Genomic DNA, 14,291 nt, shown 5'->3' on the forward strand with positions numbered 1-14,291 from the left:
TTATCAGTCGTATGACCGAAATCCAGCCAAATGTTCATTGATCCAGTGTTTGATCCCAAGGGGTCTCGCATTTGTCGCAGTTGAAATCACCGGTATACTTGGCAATGATATTTTGGGAACGGAAAGCGTCGCCAAAAGGAATGTAACCCTTCCGAATCAAAGTACTGAACGATCAAACTTGGGGCGCTTTTCAGCCACGAGTCTAGAATCGAATACTGCTGGTATAACGTGTTCCTGATTAGGCCCATATCTACGGCACAAAGATATTCGTCGAATGTTGGAAAACCTAGAAATTGGTGCCGTCAAAAAACAGAAAACCGGCAGGTGGCTCAACAACCGCGTCGAGAATTCGCACCTGCCGTTTCGACGACGCGAACGCGCGGTGCAGCGTTTTAGGCGCATGCGAAGTTTGCAGAAATTCGCCTCCGTCCATACCTCTGTCAACAATCACTTCAACCAGGAAAGATCGCTAGCCAGCCGAGGCATCTTCAAACTGACACGCACCGCCGCTCTCGCTGAGTGGCGTCAACTTTGTTCCGGTTAGGTTAACGGTTTCCGCGGCAAACTGAGACTGGTTCAGAATTCGTCTGACAGCACCTTCTTGCGGTGGTTTCGACATATGCGGGCAATTGCTGATCGGAAAATGCTTCAATTGCTAACAACTTCAGCTTCAAAAAAGTAAATTTTATCAGATGTTTAAAAAGGAACCTCTCTATTACTAAAATTTTAGTTTGACAGCGGCGCGAAAAATCGCTGATGCTAATCGTCATCCGGTCTGCACCGGATCACATAATCTTTGGGAGGAGACAGATGCGCAGACATCTACTATCCGCAGTGGCGGCAGCTGCCGTTATTGCGGGCCATGGTTCTGCTTGGGCCGACGAAGCCGCAGCACAACGTTGGATCGACGACGAGTTCCAGCCATCGACACTGACGAAGGATGAACAGCTGTCCGAGATGAAGTGGTTCATCGAGGCCGCTCAACCTTACTCGGGCATGGAAATCAACGTCCTGTCCGAGGGCATTCCGACGCACTCCTACGAATCCGAGGTTCTGACCAAGGCGTTCGAGGAAATCACCGGAATAAAAGTCAACCACCAGATCCTCGGCGAGGGCGAAGTGGTTCAGGCCGTTCAGACCCAGCTACAGACTGGCCGGAACCTGTATGACGGTTATGTCAATGACAGCGATCTGATCGGCACGCATTCGCGCCTGCAACTGGCCTATCCGTTGACCGACATGATGGAAGGCGACTGGGCGGCGACGACTTCGCCGACGCTGGATCTGGATGACTTCATGGGCATTCAGTTCACCACCGGACCCGACGGCAAGCTGTATCAGTTGCCCGACCAGCAGTTCGCGAACCTCTATTGGTTCCGCAAGGACTGGTTCGATGATGAGGACAACAAAGCCGCATTCAAAGAGAAATACGGCTATGACCTTGGCGTTCCGGTCAACTGGTCGGCCTATGAAGACATCGCTGAGTTCTTCACCAACGATGTGAAAGAAGTCGATGGTGTGACGATCTACGGCCATATGGACTACGGCAAGCGTGCGCCTGACCTGGGCTGGCGTATGACCGATGCGTGGCTGTCGATGGCCGGTGCCGGTGACGTAGGTGAGCCGAACGGTGTTCCGGTCGACGAATGGGGCATCCGCATGGAAGCGGGCACCTGTAACCCGGTTGGGGCGTCCGTCTCGCGCGGGGGTGCTGCAAACGGCCCGGCTGCGGTCTATGCGATCCGCAAGTGGGATGAATGGCTGCGGGCTTATGCGCCTCCGGGTGCGGCGTCCTATGACTTCTACCAGTCGCTGCCAGCGCTCAGCCAGGGCAACGTGGCCCAGCAGATCTTCTGGTACACCGCCTTTACTGCTGACATGGTGAAGCCGAAATCCGAAGGCAACAACACCGTGGATGACGAAGGCACGCCGCTGTGGCGGATGGCGCCCAGCCCGCATGGCCCCTACTGGGAAGAAGGCCAGAAGGTTGGCTATCAGGACGTGGGGTCGTGGACCTTCCTGAAATCGACCCCTGCGGATCGTGCTCAGGCGGCTTGGCTCTATGCTCAGTTCGTGACGTCCAAGACTGTTGACGTGAAGAAGTCCCATGTGGGTCTGACCTTCATCCGCGACAGCTCGGTCAACCACGAGTCGTTCACCGAACGCGCACCCAAGCTGGGTGGTCTGGTCGAGTTCTACCGCTCGCCTGACCGCGTGGCATGGTCGCCAACCGGCATTAACGTGCCTGACTATCCGAAGCTGGCCCAAATCTGGTGGCAGCAGATCGGTGACGTGAACTCGGGCGCGTTCACACCGCAAGAGGCGATGGACCGTCTGGCAGAAGAGATGGACATCACCATGGCCCGGATGCAGGCCGCGGACGAGGCCGCCAACGTCTATGGCGGCTGTGGCCCGCGCCTGAATGAGCCGCAGGATGCCGCCTTCTGGCTGGAAAAACCGGGCTCGCCCAAGGCCAAGCTGGAGAACGAAAAGCCGCAAGGCCAGACCGTCAACTATGACGAACTGGTCAAGCGCTGGCAGTCTCAGTAAGCCCTAGCAACCGGGGGTGCCGTGCGCGGCATCCCCACCCTACGACCAGTGCGCGGCACTGAAGGACCGGAATCCACGGACATGATCGAACTTCAAGATGCCACCAAACGGGTTGGCAATGTCATCCATATCAAGCCCACCAACCTGACGCTGCAGACCGGCCATTTCAACGTGCTGCTGGGCGCAACGGGATCGGGCAAGACCTCTCTGATCAAGATGATGGCCGGGCTGGACCCGATCGCCTCGGGCAAGGTCTTCATGGATGGGCAGGACGTCACGCGACTGAACACGCAGAAACGGCAGATCAGTCTGGTGCACCAGTTCTTCGTGAACTACCCGCATATGAGTGTTTTCGACAACATCGCCTCGCCCCTGCGCGTGGCAGGCATGGCGCAGTCCGAGATCGAAGGCCGCGTTGAAGAGGCTGCCGACCTGCTGCAATTGCGCCCGATGCTAAACCGCCGCCCGCATGAGCTGTCGGGTGGGCAACAGCAACGCACTGCACTGGCCCGAGCGATTGCCAAGGAAAGCCGTGCGGTGTTTCTGGATGAACCGCTGGCGAACCTCGATTACAAGCTGCGCGAGGAATTGCGCGAACAGCTGCCCGATCTGTTCGCCGGGCGCGGTGCGGTCGTGGTCTACGCCACCTCGGAACCCGAAGAGGCGCTGCTGCTGGGCGGTTACACCGCGTTGATGGACGATGGCCAGGTCACGCAGTTCGGCCCCACCGCAGACATCTATCGTAACCCGGAAAACATCGCTGCCGCCCGGGTGTTCTCGGACCCGCCGATCAATGTGGCACGCATCACGGTATCCGGCGCGCAGGCGCAGCTTGCGGGCGGCGGCGGCTGGGCCGTCTCGAACATGGCTGACGGAGATTACATGGTCGCCGTGCGCCCCCACCGGGTGACACCGTTCCGCACATCCGATGCTGACGTGGAACTGACCGGGCGGGTGATCGTGACCGAGCTGTCGGGCTCAGATTCCAGCGCCCATTTCCGGCACGGGGCGGATGATTGGGTGTCTCTGGCCGCTGGCGTGCATCCCTATCAGGTGGGCGAGGATCACAGTTTCTTCATGAACCCGGCGCATTGCCGGTATTTCGGCCAAGATGGCCAAAGGGTGGCCTGACATGGCACAGATCAAGCTTTCAAACCTGCGACACAGCTATTTCCCCACGCCGAAAGGTCCGCAGGATTACGCCTTGAAAGAAGTGGACGTGACGTGGCGCGACGGCGGTGCTTATGCGCTGCTGGGGCCTTCGGGCTGCGGCAAGTCCACGTTGTTGAACATCATTTCAGGCCTGCTGACTCCATCCGAAGGACAGATTCTGTTCGACGGTCAGGACGTGACCGCTCTGCCACCTGATCAACGCAATATCGCTCAGGTATTTCAGTTCCCGGTGATCTACGACACGATGACCGTGGGCGAAAACCTGGCGTTTCCGCTGAAGAACCGGGGCGTTGACCCGGCAACGATCAAGCGCCGCGTCGATGAGATCGCCGAGATGCTGGACGTTACGGATATGCTGAACACCCGCGCCAGCGGCCTCAGCCCGGATAACAAACAGAAGATCTCGATGGGGCGCGGTCTGGTTCGTGATGACGTGAACGCGGTGATGTTCGACGAACCGCTGACCGTGATCGATCCGCATCTGAAATGGAAACTGCGGTCCAAGCTGAAAGAGCTGCATCAGCGCGTTAAAGCCACGATGATCTACGTGACCCATGACCAGACCGAGGCGTTGACCTTCGCCGATGAGGTTGTGGTGATGCAGGAAGGTGAGGTCGTTCAGATCGGCACACCGGTTGAACTTTTTGAACGCCCTCAGCACACATTTGTCGGCCACTTCATCGGCTCGCCCGGCATGAACGTTCTGCCCTGCGAGGCCAAAGGCGACCGCGCCCTGTTCGAAGGCCACGAGGTCATGCTGGAAGGCCCGACCCACGGCGACGGGGGTCGCACCGATCTGGGCATCCGACCCGAATATGTGGGCTTTGGCGACACCGGCATCCCGGCGCATGTGACCAAAGTGTCGGACATTGGCCGCCACTTTGTGGTCAGCGCCATGGTTGGCAACACCGCCCTGAAGGCCGTTACCGAACACCGCGTGCCCGAACCCGGATCACAAGTCTTCCTGCAATTCAAACAAGAACAATCCCGCGTCTATCGTGACGGCTGGATCGCAACCGAGGAGCGGGCGCAATGAGAACCGAAAACCAAAAAGCCTGGTTCTTTGTGCTGCCCGTGCTGGCACTAGTTGCCTTCAACGCGCTTGTGCCGATGATGACGGTGGTCAACTACTCGGTGCAGGAAACCTTTGGCAACAACCAGTTCTTCTGGGAAGGGTTGGGCTGGTTCGAACAAATCCTGCGCTCGGACCGGTTCCAAGCAGCCCTCGGTAGGCAGTTCCTGTTTACCTTCCTGATCCTGCTGATCGAGGTGCCGCTGGGCATCATCGTTGCCCTGTCCATGCCCCGCAAAGGCTTCTGGGTGCCGGTCTGTCTGGTGCTGATGGCCCTGCCGATGCTGATCCCTTGGAACGTGGTCGGCTCGATGTGGAACATCTTCACCCTGCCGAAAATCGGCCTGATGGGATATTTCCTGAATGACGTTCTGGGCATCAACTACGACATGACCCAACAGCCGCTGTCGGCGTGGATCACCATCGTCGTGATGGATGTCTGGCACTGGACGTCGTTGGTTGTGCTGCTGTGCTATGCGGGCCTCGTATCGATCCCGGATGCCTACTACCAAGCGGCCAAGATCGACGGAGCCAGCCCTTGGTCGGTATTCCGTTACATCCAGTTGCCCAAGATGAAGACCGTCCTGACCATCGCCGTTCTGCTGCGGTTCATGGACAGTTTCAACATCTATACCGAGCCCTTCGTTCTGACCGGCGGCGGTCCCGGCAATTCGACCACCCTGCTGTCGATCGATCTTGTGAAGATCGCGCTGGGACAGTTCGACCTTGGCCCTGCAGCCGCGATGAGCCTGATCTATTTCGCCATCACGCTGCTTGTGTCGTGGGTCTTCTACACTCTGATGACAAAGGATGACGCGCAATGAAGAAGCGATCCCTCATCCCGATCCTCTATATCGCGTTCCTGATGCTGCCGATCTACTGGCTGGTGGCGATGTCCTTCAAGACCACGAACGAGATCCTGTCGGGCTTTTCCCTGTTCCCCCAGACCTTCACGCTGGAGAATTATATCACCATCTTCACGGACCCGACGTGGTATTGGGGCTATATCAATTCGATTACCTACGTGACACTGAACACGGTGCTGTCGGTCTGTGTGGCGCTGCCCGCGGCCTATGCGTTCTCGCGCTATCGGTTTCTGGGCGACAAACAGTTGTTCTTCTGGCTGTTGACCAACCGGATGGCTCCGGCTGCGGTGTTTGCCCTTCCCTTCTTCCAGCTCTATTCCTCGATTGGCCTGTTCGACACGCATCTGGCAGTGGCGCTGGCGCATACCTTGTTCAATGTGCCGCTGGCAGTGTGGATTCTGGAAGGTTTCATGCGCGGTATCCCAAAGGAACTGGACGAAACTGCCTATGTCGACGGCTATTCCTTCCCGCGCTTCTTCGTGACGATCTTCCTGCCCAACATCAAAGCGGGCGTGGGCGTGGCGGCCTTCTTTTGCTTCATGTTCTCGTGGGTCGAAATGCTGTTGGCCAAGACGCTCACTGCGGTTGAGGCCAAACCCATCGCCGCCGTGATGACCCGCACTGCATCCAGCGCGGGGTATGAGCTGGGCCTTCTGGCAGCCGCCGGAACCCTGACCATCATCCCCGGTGCCATCGTCATCTGGTTTGTCCGCAACTACATCGCGCGCGGTTTCGCGATGGGACGTGTGTGAGGTTCGATATGCGTAAACTTTTTCTCACTCTTACCTTGTTGCCGTCGATGGCTTCTGCCCAACAGGCCGGATGGGGCAGTGTCGGCCAACAAGAGGAAAAGGGGTTCTCGTGGACTGCCCCTCTGTGGCCCGATTTCTGGATGGCGTGGACCCCGGCAACGCTGGCGGTATTCGTGGGTATCTTCTCGGCCATCGCTCTGATCGGCGTGCTGGAAGGGTTCAAGTTCCGCGACGGCCTTGAACGGCGCGGTGTGCTTGGCCTGACCACCACGCTGGGGGATCGGTTGTTCATCACTCTGCTGGGATCGGCCTATATCTTCCTGGCCTGGCTCGGGCTGGTGGGCCAGCCGGTCTGGACACCTCTTTTCCTTTCCATCGGCTGGGGCGTCTTCGTCTTCTGGAAAGTTTAAGCTTTGCGAAACAGCGAAAGGATGCTTGTCTGTCAGGCATACTAAAAAATGACGACACCAAGATCGATGCGAAAGAAAAAGACGACAAACCTTCTGACCGAAGTGGAACTGGAGTTCATGAACGAGCTTTGGGCGCTTGGTCAGGGTTCGGTCCGGGATGTCCTTGATCGCCTGCCGCCTGAACGCAATCTGGCGTACACATCAGGCGCGACCATTCTGCGTATCCTTGACGAAAAAGGGTTCGTTGAAAGTAAAAAGAATGGCAAGTCGCTGATCTACAGACCGCTGCTGGAAAAGGACAGGTACCAGTCGCGTTCATTGCAAAATCTCTCCCGGACCTTGTTCGACGACACTCCCGCGACACTGGTCGCAAGGCTGGTCGACGATGCGGGGCTGACGGAAAATGATCTGGAGGAAATTCGAGCACTGGTAGAGAGGAGACTGCAAAATGACAGCGGTTAAACCGGTTCTCGACGCGTTTCTCGAGTTCAATGTTGTGCTTGGATTGGCAGCGCTCATCTGGCTGGCGGCCCGTGCGACCTTGGCGCGTACTTCGTTGCGCCATAGCTTTGTCGCTCAGCTTCGTTCCCTGAAAGCACTGTGCATCTGTGTTATTGTGAGCCCGGTTCTGGCCATGAGTGTCTCGGCTGTTGTCGGTCTGATATGGCCGGGGCGCGTTGTCGCGCTTGGGGATATTGCGGTAGCGGCCTATCTGCGCGGCGACATTGCCATGCCGGCTGCGCAGTTCGAAGCTCTTCTGAATACACGCGGACGCTGGTTGGATCACGTTCTTTCCGGAACCTATGTGGTTGTAACTTGTGTGTTGGTGGCGATTGCGATGGTGTCGGCGGTCCTGGCAATTCGGGTCGTGCGCAACGCTCTGGCAATTCGTAAGTCAGTAAAGACCAGCTTTCTGTGGCGGCAGTCCGCCAAGGTGGACATTCGTTTGTCGGACCGTATTACAGTGCCATTCGCAGTGCGGGGCCTGCGCCGTCGTCATGTGGTGCTGCCAAGCCATTTGCTGAATACGCCGCGTGACCTGCGCTTTGCATTGGCGCATGAATTCCAGCATATCCGCGCGCTGGACGTGGAGTGGGAACTGGGTTTCGAGCTTCTGCGCCCGCTACTCTTCTGGAACCCGGCTTATCTGGCAATGAAGCATCAGTTTGATCGGCTTCGCGAATTGGCCTGCGATCAATCTGTCGTCTCGCGCAAAGGGATTGATACAACGGACTATACGGCCTGTTTGCTGGACTACTGCACGCGCTCGGTTAAGCTGCAAAGCCCGCGCATTCTTCACGTCGCTTTGGTGAACGGACCAAAAGCAAAGCATGCCTTGCGCCAGCGCGTGATTGCCCTGACCGAAGGACCAGCGGCAACCGCACAATTGCCTGCTGTTTTCCTTGGACTGACCCTGTCTCTGGCAACCGTGCTTGCCGTCGGTTCGGCGTCCGTGCGTCAGACCCAGGATTGGAGCCACGATCGCCTGATGCTTTCCACCGTTGTAAATCTGGAACGGCTGGAAGCGCGCAATCAGGGGAATTGATAGGCTGCAGTGAGTGTTAGCCTTAGGTTAGAGAAGTGGGCTGACGTTTTATGCAAGCGCGTTTGATCACAGATTCAGCGCTGAGAAGCTGCTGGTCGTCGTAGACGCCATATGGACTACTGCCAAAAACGTCGTCAGCAGCTGTCACGCGACTGTCTCTGTGCTCGAATTTGATTGCTCGAGGATTGTGCGATCGTGGACCAAACCCATTTCTACCGGCTGCAACGCAACATCGCCACATACACATGAAGGTCCGCCTGGAGCCGTCCTCGGAATACGATCTAAGGACACAGATTTAGCTGCTGCTTTTGCACCGATTGTGCTAGACAGCCCAAAGTATTTGATACTGCGCTTCGTACGAAGGTCCGATTGTTAAGGTTCGGGCACAGCACCCGGTTTCGTCCGATCAGTTTCAAATGAGCCCTGTTGGATGCACAACAGTCTTTCTCCCTCCATCCATCAGCACGCTCGGTGCTTTTTGACGATCTCTTGTTTGCTTCGACTATTCCAAGGCCTCGTGCGACGCGAAGGCATCGGCATAGTCGGGATGCCATCGTGAAAGAGCCGGGCGATTATTGATAATATCGCCCACGGCCCATTCAATCCGTTTGCGGTCGCGCTCTTCGGAGACATCATTGTCCGGGCAAAGTATATAGAAATCCCCGTCCGACATGCGCTTCAGCAGATAGTCAACTGCCTCTTCGCTTGTCCAAGCGGCTGCGGGTTTTTCCGGCATGAACTTTTCAATCATACCCGTATAGGTAAATCCCGGCACGAACAGATGGGCGGTAATATCCGTTTCGGCCTGTCGCAAATCATGCGCCAGCATTTCTGTCATGACCTTCACGGCGGCTTTGCTAGTGTTATAGGCGGGGTTTCCGGGCGGTGTGGTGATGCCCTGTTTTGACCCGGTGTTGATCACCGCAGCCGGGCGCTCTGCTTTGATCATACGCGGCAGGAAAGCGTGTACGCCGTTCATGACGCCAAACAGATTGACCTCTAACAGTTTTCGCCAGTTTTCCGCGTTTTCCCAACTGCCGGACGGCACCGCGATACCGGCGTTGTTCATCAGGACAGCCACCTCGCCGAGAGCAAAGACTTGATCCGCCAAGGCATTCACAGCTTTGGCGTCAGTAACATCCGTCGGAACCGGCTGAACAATTGCGGACGCCCCGGCCTGATCGCGCAAGTCCGCCTCGGCCCTGTCCAAGGCCTCACCAGCCAGATCGACCAGTACAACCCCCAGACCGTCTTGAATAAATCGTTGGGCCGCGGCCTTGCCGACACCGTTTGCGGCCCCGGTTACAACGGCCAGACCACCTTTATCGATTGCTTTGCGGTACATCGATCATCCTCGTTTTCTATGAAGGGCTAAGCCGCCCCTCAGGGTGCCATTTTTTGCTTGAGGCCACCGATGAACGTCTCGTCATCCTGTTGTTTGCGCGCGTTCAGCAGTTCTTCAGCATCAGGACCTGCGCGAAAACGCAGGCGGTTGCCGGTCTCGTTCGCCGCATCCCAAATGACCTGAGCGACCGTTTCGGGTTCAGAAGGGGTCGCCGCCAGCTTGCCAAACAGGCGCTCCATGGCTTCGGCCGTTGGCGCGTAATCCGGCAGGTTCTCATCCATCGCGAAATCGAAAGAGCTGCCGCCAAAGTTGGTCCGTATCATGCCCGGTTGGACAATACGGACGCGAATACCAAGGGGTTCCAATTCGTAGTGCAACGCCTCAGAAAGCCCCTCTACCGCGAACTTGGTGCCATGATAGAGCGTGCCAAGTGGAAAGGTGATCTGTCCTCCGATGGACGAGATATTGATGACCGTGCCCGACCGGTTCTGACGGAAATGAGGCAGAACCGCTTTGGTCACCTCCATCAACCCAAGCACGTTGGTGTCAAACTGACGCCGGATGCGATCCATCGAAAAGGCCTCTAGCGCGCCATAAGCGCCGTAGCCCGCATTGTTCAGCAGCACATCAATTTGCCCGAACCGTTCGATGCCAGCGCCCACGGCTGTTGCAATTGAACCCGCATCCGTCACATCCAGTTGGGTCAGATGCACATTGTCCAAAGCCCCAAGATCCGCGCTGCCCGCGGGGTTGCGCATGGTGGCAATGACATTCCAACCATTCGCTTGAAAATGTCGGGCCGTTGCCGCGCCAATGCCGGATGAGGCCCCTGTGATCAGAATGGTTTTCATGTTATTGCTCCGCAAGTTTATAAACACACAATATCCATCTAAAGGCGATGTATCTTTCAATATTTTCCGCTTTTCTTGCTTAATCCTCCAGAAATGAGAATTTTCAGTAATAGCGTTCGTTGCTTCCGTGCTAGCTATGAGGGCGACGACAGGAGGCAGTCATGGAACCTCAGACACTATTGGACCATGTTCTGGCGCTGCTTGACCAAGCAGGCATCGCGCAAGGTGCGCTGACACATAAGGAAAGCGGGGCGGTTTTTCTGACCCACCCGTCGACTACCCAACACGACGCAAATGTCTACCGTCCGCTGTTATGCGCGGTCCTGCAAGGTGCCAAAGAGGTCGGGACCAGTACCAGAACACTCACCGTGCGGGCCGGGCAGTCGCTGATCGTCAGCAATGCGCTGCCGGTTGTCTCAAGGATTACCGAGGCCACCCCCGAACGCCCCTATGTCGCGCTCGTGCTCCCCCTTGATCTGGATATCTTGCGCGCCCTTGCCGCGTCCCTGCCGCAGTCATCCACCCATCGCTCGTCGGATCCATTTTCGATCTGCCTCGCCGACACCGATGATGACATGAAAAGCGCCCTGTTGCGGTATTTTCAGCAGTGTGACGCCGCAGAAACGCGCCACATGCTGGCGCCGATCACCGCGCGGGAAATCCATGCCCGCCTGCTGATCGGACAACATGGCGGCACGCTGCAAAAACTGGTGTGGCACGAAAACACGGCCAGCCGGATTTTCGCGGCAACGCACGAAATCCGGTCCGATCTGGCTAACCCTCTTGTCGTCGGAGAGCTTGCCGGACGCGTGGGTATGAGCAGTTCGGCCTTTTTTGAACAGTTCAAGGCCGTCACGGGAACCTCGCCGCTGCAATACCAGAAAGACCTGCGCTTGCTTCAGGCCCGGAATGAGCTTCAGTCCACCGGCTCGAAGATCTCAGAGATTGCTTATGGGGTCGGCTATGAAAGCCCGGCTCAGTTCTCAAGAGAATATGCCCGCAAATTCGGACGTTCCCCGAGGCAGGACCGCGTTTCCGGGTCTGTCCAATAGGGCTGCACGGATAAAGCTCAAACGAGATAGTCCTGTCACGAGCCAAGGGTTTCGACGCAATCAATTTTCTAGAAGCGACCGTTTGTGCAACAGCGGAAGTGGTTCTTTGTCCGCATTGCGTGACTTCAGTCAGCCGATGGTTTCGCGCTCGCCGCGAACGGCAGCTTCGGAGGGCGTGTCTCAGAATCGGTTGCCGATGGTCATTGATCGGTATGGGCTGTGGCGCTCTAGAAATCTCGCAGAAGAGCCCTCATGATAGAAAGATGTCTGTCATTGAATACATCTACTCGGCACACTCTGCCTTCGCGTATCTGGGCTCTAGGAAATTGAGTGACATTTGCTCTAGGCATCACGTCACCCTGATCCATAAACCTGTTTTGTTGTCCCCTGTAGTTGAAGCACAAGGAAGTCTTCCATTTGCGGCGCGAACACAGGCACATGTAGACTATTTTTTTGGCCGTGAGATCGAGCGGTGGGCAGAGTACCGAGGTGTTCCGGTGGTAAAATTTCGACCGACCTATCATGATGCAGACTACAGCCTGGCTTCTGGCATGATCCTCGCTCTTGGGGATAGGGGCCCGGAAGCAGACAGCATGGCGCATAGTCTACTTGAAGCACATTGGCGCGACGATGCCGACCTGTCATCCCGCCCGACGCTTGAAGGGATAGCAACAAACCTGGGGCATGATGCGGAAAGCTTGCTGGAACTGGCCGCGTCCGGTTCGATTCAAAATAAGCTGCATGCAAATTCGGCCTGGGCAAGAGAGCAAAACGTTTTTGGATCACCAACATATCTTGTCGATGGTGATCCGTTTTATGGACAGGATCACCTTGAACTGGTCGAACGCGCGCTTTCGCAGCCATTCGCGCCATCAACGTGGACCAATCCGGCGGTGGATTGAGAGAACCCAGCTAATGTCCCAACTGCGGACTGCAGTGTACTATTGCCCGTTTAAAGTTCAGCTTTGGACCGGGACTTTTTTCTCGGATTTCTTCTTGACCTGGAGCTACTCAAGGCCGGTATCTGCCGGTCTGTGGGAGGTTTTTCGTCATGCGCATCTCTGAAGCCGCCGCCCGGTCTGGGCTCAAAGTTGATACTATCCGATACTAAGAGGCCGAAGGGTTCGTCCCAAACGTAGTGCGCGGTTCAGACGGGCAACGGCGGTTTCTACAGAGAATGTCGGCTGGCTGACACTGCTCTTCTAGCTTCGCGAACGGGCGGAGAAATGCGAGTTGTTAACTTTGTCCCTAGGAGCATACACACTTTCTTTAGCGATCACAAAGGCTTGTTGTGGTGAGTTTTGGACATGGTGCTATCGGAGCTGGACGTGTCGCAGTTTGACGTGGTGGGAACCGCGCTGACCACAATGATACAAGTCGAAGTACCGAAGCATCCAAAGTAGATTACGAGGGCTTTTGAGCCTTACTCAGTATTTTTTCACTCGCAGGAAAGGGTGCGCTCAACAAGACGGCATCGATTTCGGGTTTTTCCTTCCGCATCTACTGCGTCCATCGACCAGCTGCCATTTGTTTCCAGTGTCAACATCAAGAAGCCGAAATCGCTATTGTTTACGACGGTGCTTGCCAGGCTACCAGCAACTTCAACGTTGGTAGCAAGATCGGTGGGCATGGGATCAAGCTGGGTTCCTCCATTGCCGCTTATCCCCTGGACTGGCCCGTCCAGTAAATCGATCGCCTGAAAGGCGTGAATGTGGCCTGACAAAACAAGGTTGACTGTTTCCGGAATGATCCCGCTGAACGCCGCTCGCTGCGTGTCGTCACCATCAATCAGCTCTCCGAACGCGTGCATGTTTACCCAAAGCGGACGGTGCGTGAGAAACCAAGCGTCGCCGCTAATTGTTTCAAACAGGTCTTGGGCCATTCCTCGGTAAACGTTTGTCAACTTGGGGCTGCTATGCGGTGCCGGTCCGGCGGAGGAGTCGAATGAAATCAGATCAAGACCATCTACGGAAGCTATCCACGGCAAGGTTACAGCGGGACAACTCGAGGGAACGGGCCCGGATTCGAAATACCGGAACCACCCATTGTCGCCGCGTCCACAGTTCTCGTGATTGCCCCTCAGGAAAAGAAAGGGGACGCGCCGGAACAGACTGTCCGCCGGGTCCAGCCAGTCTGCCGACCAGGATTTGAAGGTGTCGCCAAAAGGAGACCCGCCGCATTTTTCTGCGTCCGGGCATTCCGATGCCCGATAAACGTAGTCACCAACATGGATAACCAGATCTGGCGATCTCGACGCGATCTCCTCGAGGATGGAATTCAACGGCCAGGCGGCTGGATCATTGCAATTCTGTACTCTGTTGCCGCGAATTCGGCACCCGGTATCCCCGATAGCGGCAATCCGCTGCACGCCTGGATTGAGCGTTGGAAGTGGGTTTCCTTCAAGCATTATCTTCTGAGCCAGTTTTGGCCCGTGGTAGTCGCAAACCAAATGGGGAAACTGGTCCTGTGGCATCGCTCGCTTTTTCATCGCAACAGCCTGATCATCGATTTGCAACAAGGGGCAGTCAGGCGATGCAGTAATTGCTCTTACAATGATCTGATTATCCGATCCGAGTTGGACCCAATGATGCAGCACGTCTGCTTTGGAAGACAAAACCGTGAAACACAGCCAAACCCATGCCGCAAAAGCGAGTGAAGCGGTTCTCGTCAACAT

14 protein-coding genes are annotated in these 14,291 nt (G+C 56.4%); 11 read left to right on the plus strand and 3 right to left on the minus strand.

Translation table 11 applies throughout. The features are described from left to right. Positions 1–274: 274 nt before the first annotated feature. From ACR0JN_RS02610 to ACR0JN_RS02650, 9 genes are all read left to right on the plus strand, one after another. Entirely contained in the window at positions 275–544 is a 270-nt protein-coding gene (locus tag ACR0JN_RS02610) for a DDE-type integrase/transposase/recombinase (RefSeq protein WP_480883991.1), read from the plus strand. Positions 545–810: 266 nt separating this feature from the next. After that, the gene (locus ACR0JN_RS02615; protein WP_480883993.1) at positions 811–2,550 is read left to right on the plus strand and encodes an ABC transporter substrate-binding protein; all 1,740 of its coding nucleotides are present in this window, start codon (positions 811–813) and stop codon (positions 2,548–2,550) included. A gap of 81 nt (positions 2,551–2,631) precedes the next feature. Beyond that, the gene (locus tag ACR0JN_RS02620) at positions 2,632–3,681 is read left to right on the plus strand and encodes an ABC transporter ATP-binding protein (protein WP_480883995.1); all 1,050 of its coding nucleotides are present in this window, start codon (positions 2,632–2,634) and stop codon (positions 3,679–3,681) included. A 1-nt stretch (position 3,682) separates the two neighbouring features. Further along, on the plus strand, positions 3,683–4,759 hold the full coding sequence (locus tag ACR0JN_RS02625; RefSeq protein WP_480883997.1) for an ABC transporter ATP-binding protein: 1,077 nt from the start codon (positions 3,683–3,685) through the stop codon (positions 4,757–4,759). Next, positions 4,756–5,619, plus strand: coding sequence for a carbohydrate ABC transporter permease (locus ACR0JN_RS02630; protein WP_480817504.1), 864 nt, complete (start codon positions 4,756–4,758; stop codon positions 5,617–5,619). Before ACR0JN_RS02625 ends, ACR0JN_RS02630 begins: the two co-directional genes overlap by 4 nt. Continuing rightward, positions 5,616–6,413, plus strand: a complete 798-nt coding sequence (locus tag ACR0JN_RS02635) for a carbohydrate ABC transporter permease (protein ID WP_480607990.1) — start codon at positions 5,616–5,618, stop codon at positions 6,411–6,413. The genes ACR0JN_RS02630 and ACR0JN_RS02635 overlap by 4 nt, the downstream gene beginning before the upstream one ends. An 8-nt stretch (positions 6,414–6,421) precedes the next feature. After that, on the plus strand, positions 6,422–6,823 hold the full coding sequence (locus ACR0JN_RS02640; RefSeq protein WP_480883998.1) for a DUF2160 domain-containing protein: 402 nt from the start codon (positions 6,422–6,424) through the stop codon (positions 6,821–6,823). A 66-nt stretch (positions 6,824–6,889) separates the two neighbouring features. Further along, positions 6,890–7,285, plus strand: a complete 396-nt coding sequence (locus ACR0JN_RS02645) for a BlaI/MecI/CopY family transcriptional regulator (RefSeq protein ID WP_480884000.1) — start codon at positions 6,890–6,892, stop codon at positions 7,283–7,285. Next, positions 7,272–8,369, plus strand: coding sequence for a M56 family metallopeptidase (locus ACR0JN_RS02650; RefSeq protein WP_480884002.1), 1,098 nt, complete (start codon positions 7,272–7,274; stop codon positions 8,367–8,369). The genes ACR0JN_RS02645 and ACR0JN_RS02650 overlap by 14 nt, the downstream gene beginning before the upstream one ends. 502 nt (positions 8,370–8,871) lie before the next feature. Here the strand turns inward: ACR0JN_RS02650 and ACR0JN_RS02655 are convergent. Together ACR0JN_RS02655 and ACR0JN_RS02660 are read right to left on the minus strand one after the other, a co-directional pair. After that, on the minus strand, positions 8,872–9,714 hold the full coding sequence (locus ACR0JN_RS02655) for an SDR family NAD(P)-dependent oxidoreductase (protein ID WP_480884003.1): 843 nt from the start codon (positions 9,712–9,714) through the stop codon (positions 8,872–8,874). A 38-nt stretch (positions 9,715–9,752) separates the two neighbouring features. Beyond that, positions 9,753–10,565: an SDR family oxidoreductase gene (locus ACR0JN_RS02660; protein WP_480884004.1), complete on the minus strand. Its 813-nt coding sequence runs from the start codon at positions 10,563–10,565 to the stop codon at positions 9,753–9,755. Between the two features lie 161 nt (positions 10,566–10,726). Between ACR0JN_RS02660 and ACR0JN_RS02665 the strand changes: the two genes are divergently transcribed. Further along, positions 10,727–11,617: an AraC family transcriptional regulator gene (locus ACR0JN_RS02665; RefSeq protein ID WP_480884006.1), complete on the plus strand. Its 891-nt coding sequence runs from the start codon at positions 10,727–10,729 to the stop codon at positions 11,615–11,617. A gap of 263 nt (positions 11,618–11,880) precedes the next feature. Continuing rightward, positions 11,881–12,519, plus strand: coding sequence for a DsbA family protein (locus tag ACR0JN_RS02670; RefSeq protein WP_480884008.1), 639 nt, complete (start codon positions 11,881–11,883; stop codon positions 12,517–12,519). Positions 12,520–13,055: 536 nt separating this feature from the next. Here ACR0JN_RS02670 and ACR0JN_RS02675 read toward each other — a convergent pair. Further along, positions 13,056–14,291 (minus strand): metallophosphoesterase family protein, encoded by a 1,236-nt coding sequence (locus tag ACR0JN_RS02675; protein ID WP_480884009.1) that lies wholly within the window; start codon positions 14,289–14,291, stop codon positions 13,056–13,058.

The sequence above is a fragment of the Ruegeria sp. G12 genome (assembly GCF_056533565.1).

Coding starts and splice junctions, on each gene's coding strand:
- ACR0JN_RS02610 (WP_480883991.1), top strand. CDS start 275: ATGTTGGAAAACCTAGAAATTGGTGCCGTCAAAAAACAGAAAACCGGC.
- ACR0JN_RS02615 (WP_480883993.1), top strand. CDS start 811: ATGCGCAGACATCTACTATCCGCAGTGGCGGCAGCTGCCGTTATTGCG.
- ACR0JN_RS02620 (WP_480883995.1), top strand. CDS start 2,632: ATGATCGAACTTCAAGATGCCACCAAACGGGTTGGCAATGTCATCCAT.
- ACR0JN_RS02625 (WP_480883997.1), top strand. CDS start 3,683: ATGGCACAGATCAAGCTTTCAAACCTGCGACACAGCTATTTCCCCACG.
- ACR0JN_RS02630 (WP_480817504.1), top strand. CDS start 4,756: ATGAGAACCGAAAACCAAAAAGCCTGGTTCTTTGTGCTGCCCGTGCTG.
- ACR0JN_RS02635 (WP_480607990.1), top strand. CDS start 5,616: ATGAAGAAGCGATCCCTCATCCCGATCCTCTATATCGCGTTCCTGATG.
- ACR0JN_RS02640 (WP_480883998.1), top strand. CDS start 6,422: ATGCGTAAACTTTTTCTCACTCTTACCTTGTTGCCGTCGATGGCTTCT.
- ACR0JN_RS02645 (WP_480884000.1), top strand. CDS start 6,890: ATGCGAAAGAAAAAGACGACAAACCTTCTGACCGAAGTGGAACTGGAG.
- ACR0JN_RS02650 (WP_480884002.1), top strand. CDS start 7,272: ATGACAGCGGTTAAACCGGTTCTCGACGCGTTTCTCGAGTTCAATGTT.
- ACR0JN_RS02655 (WP_480884003.1), bottom strand. CDS start 9,714: ATGTACCGCAAAGCAATCGATAAAGGTGGTCTGGCCGTTGTAACCGGG.
- ACR0JN_RS02660 (WP_480884004.1), bottom strand. CDS start 10,565: ATGAAAACCATTCTGATCACAGGGGCCTCATCCGGCATTGGCGCGGCA.
- ACR0JN_RS02665 (WP_480884006.1), top strand. CDS start 10,727: ATGGAACCTCAGACACTATTGGACCATGTTCTGGCGCTGCTTGACCAA.
- ACR0JN_RS02670 (WP_480884008.1), top strand. CDS start 11,881: ATGTCTGTCATTGAATACATCTACTCGGCACACTCTGCCTTCGCGTAT.
- ACR0JN_RS02675 (WP_480884009.1), bottom strand. CDS start 14,291: ATGTTGACGAGAACCGCTTCACTCGCTTTTGCGGCATGGGTTTGGCTG.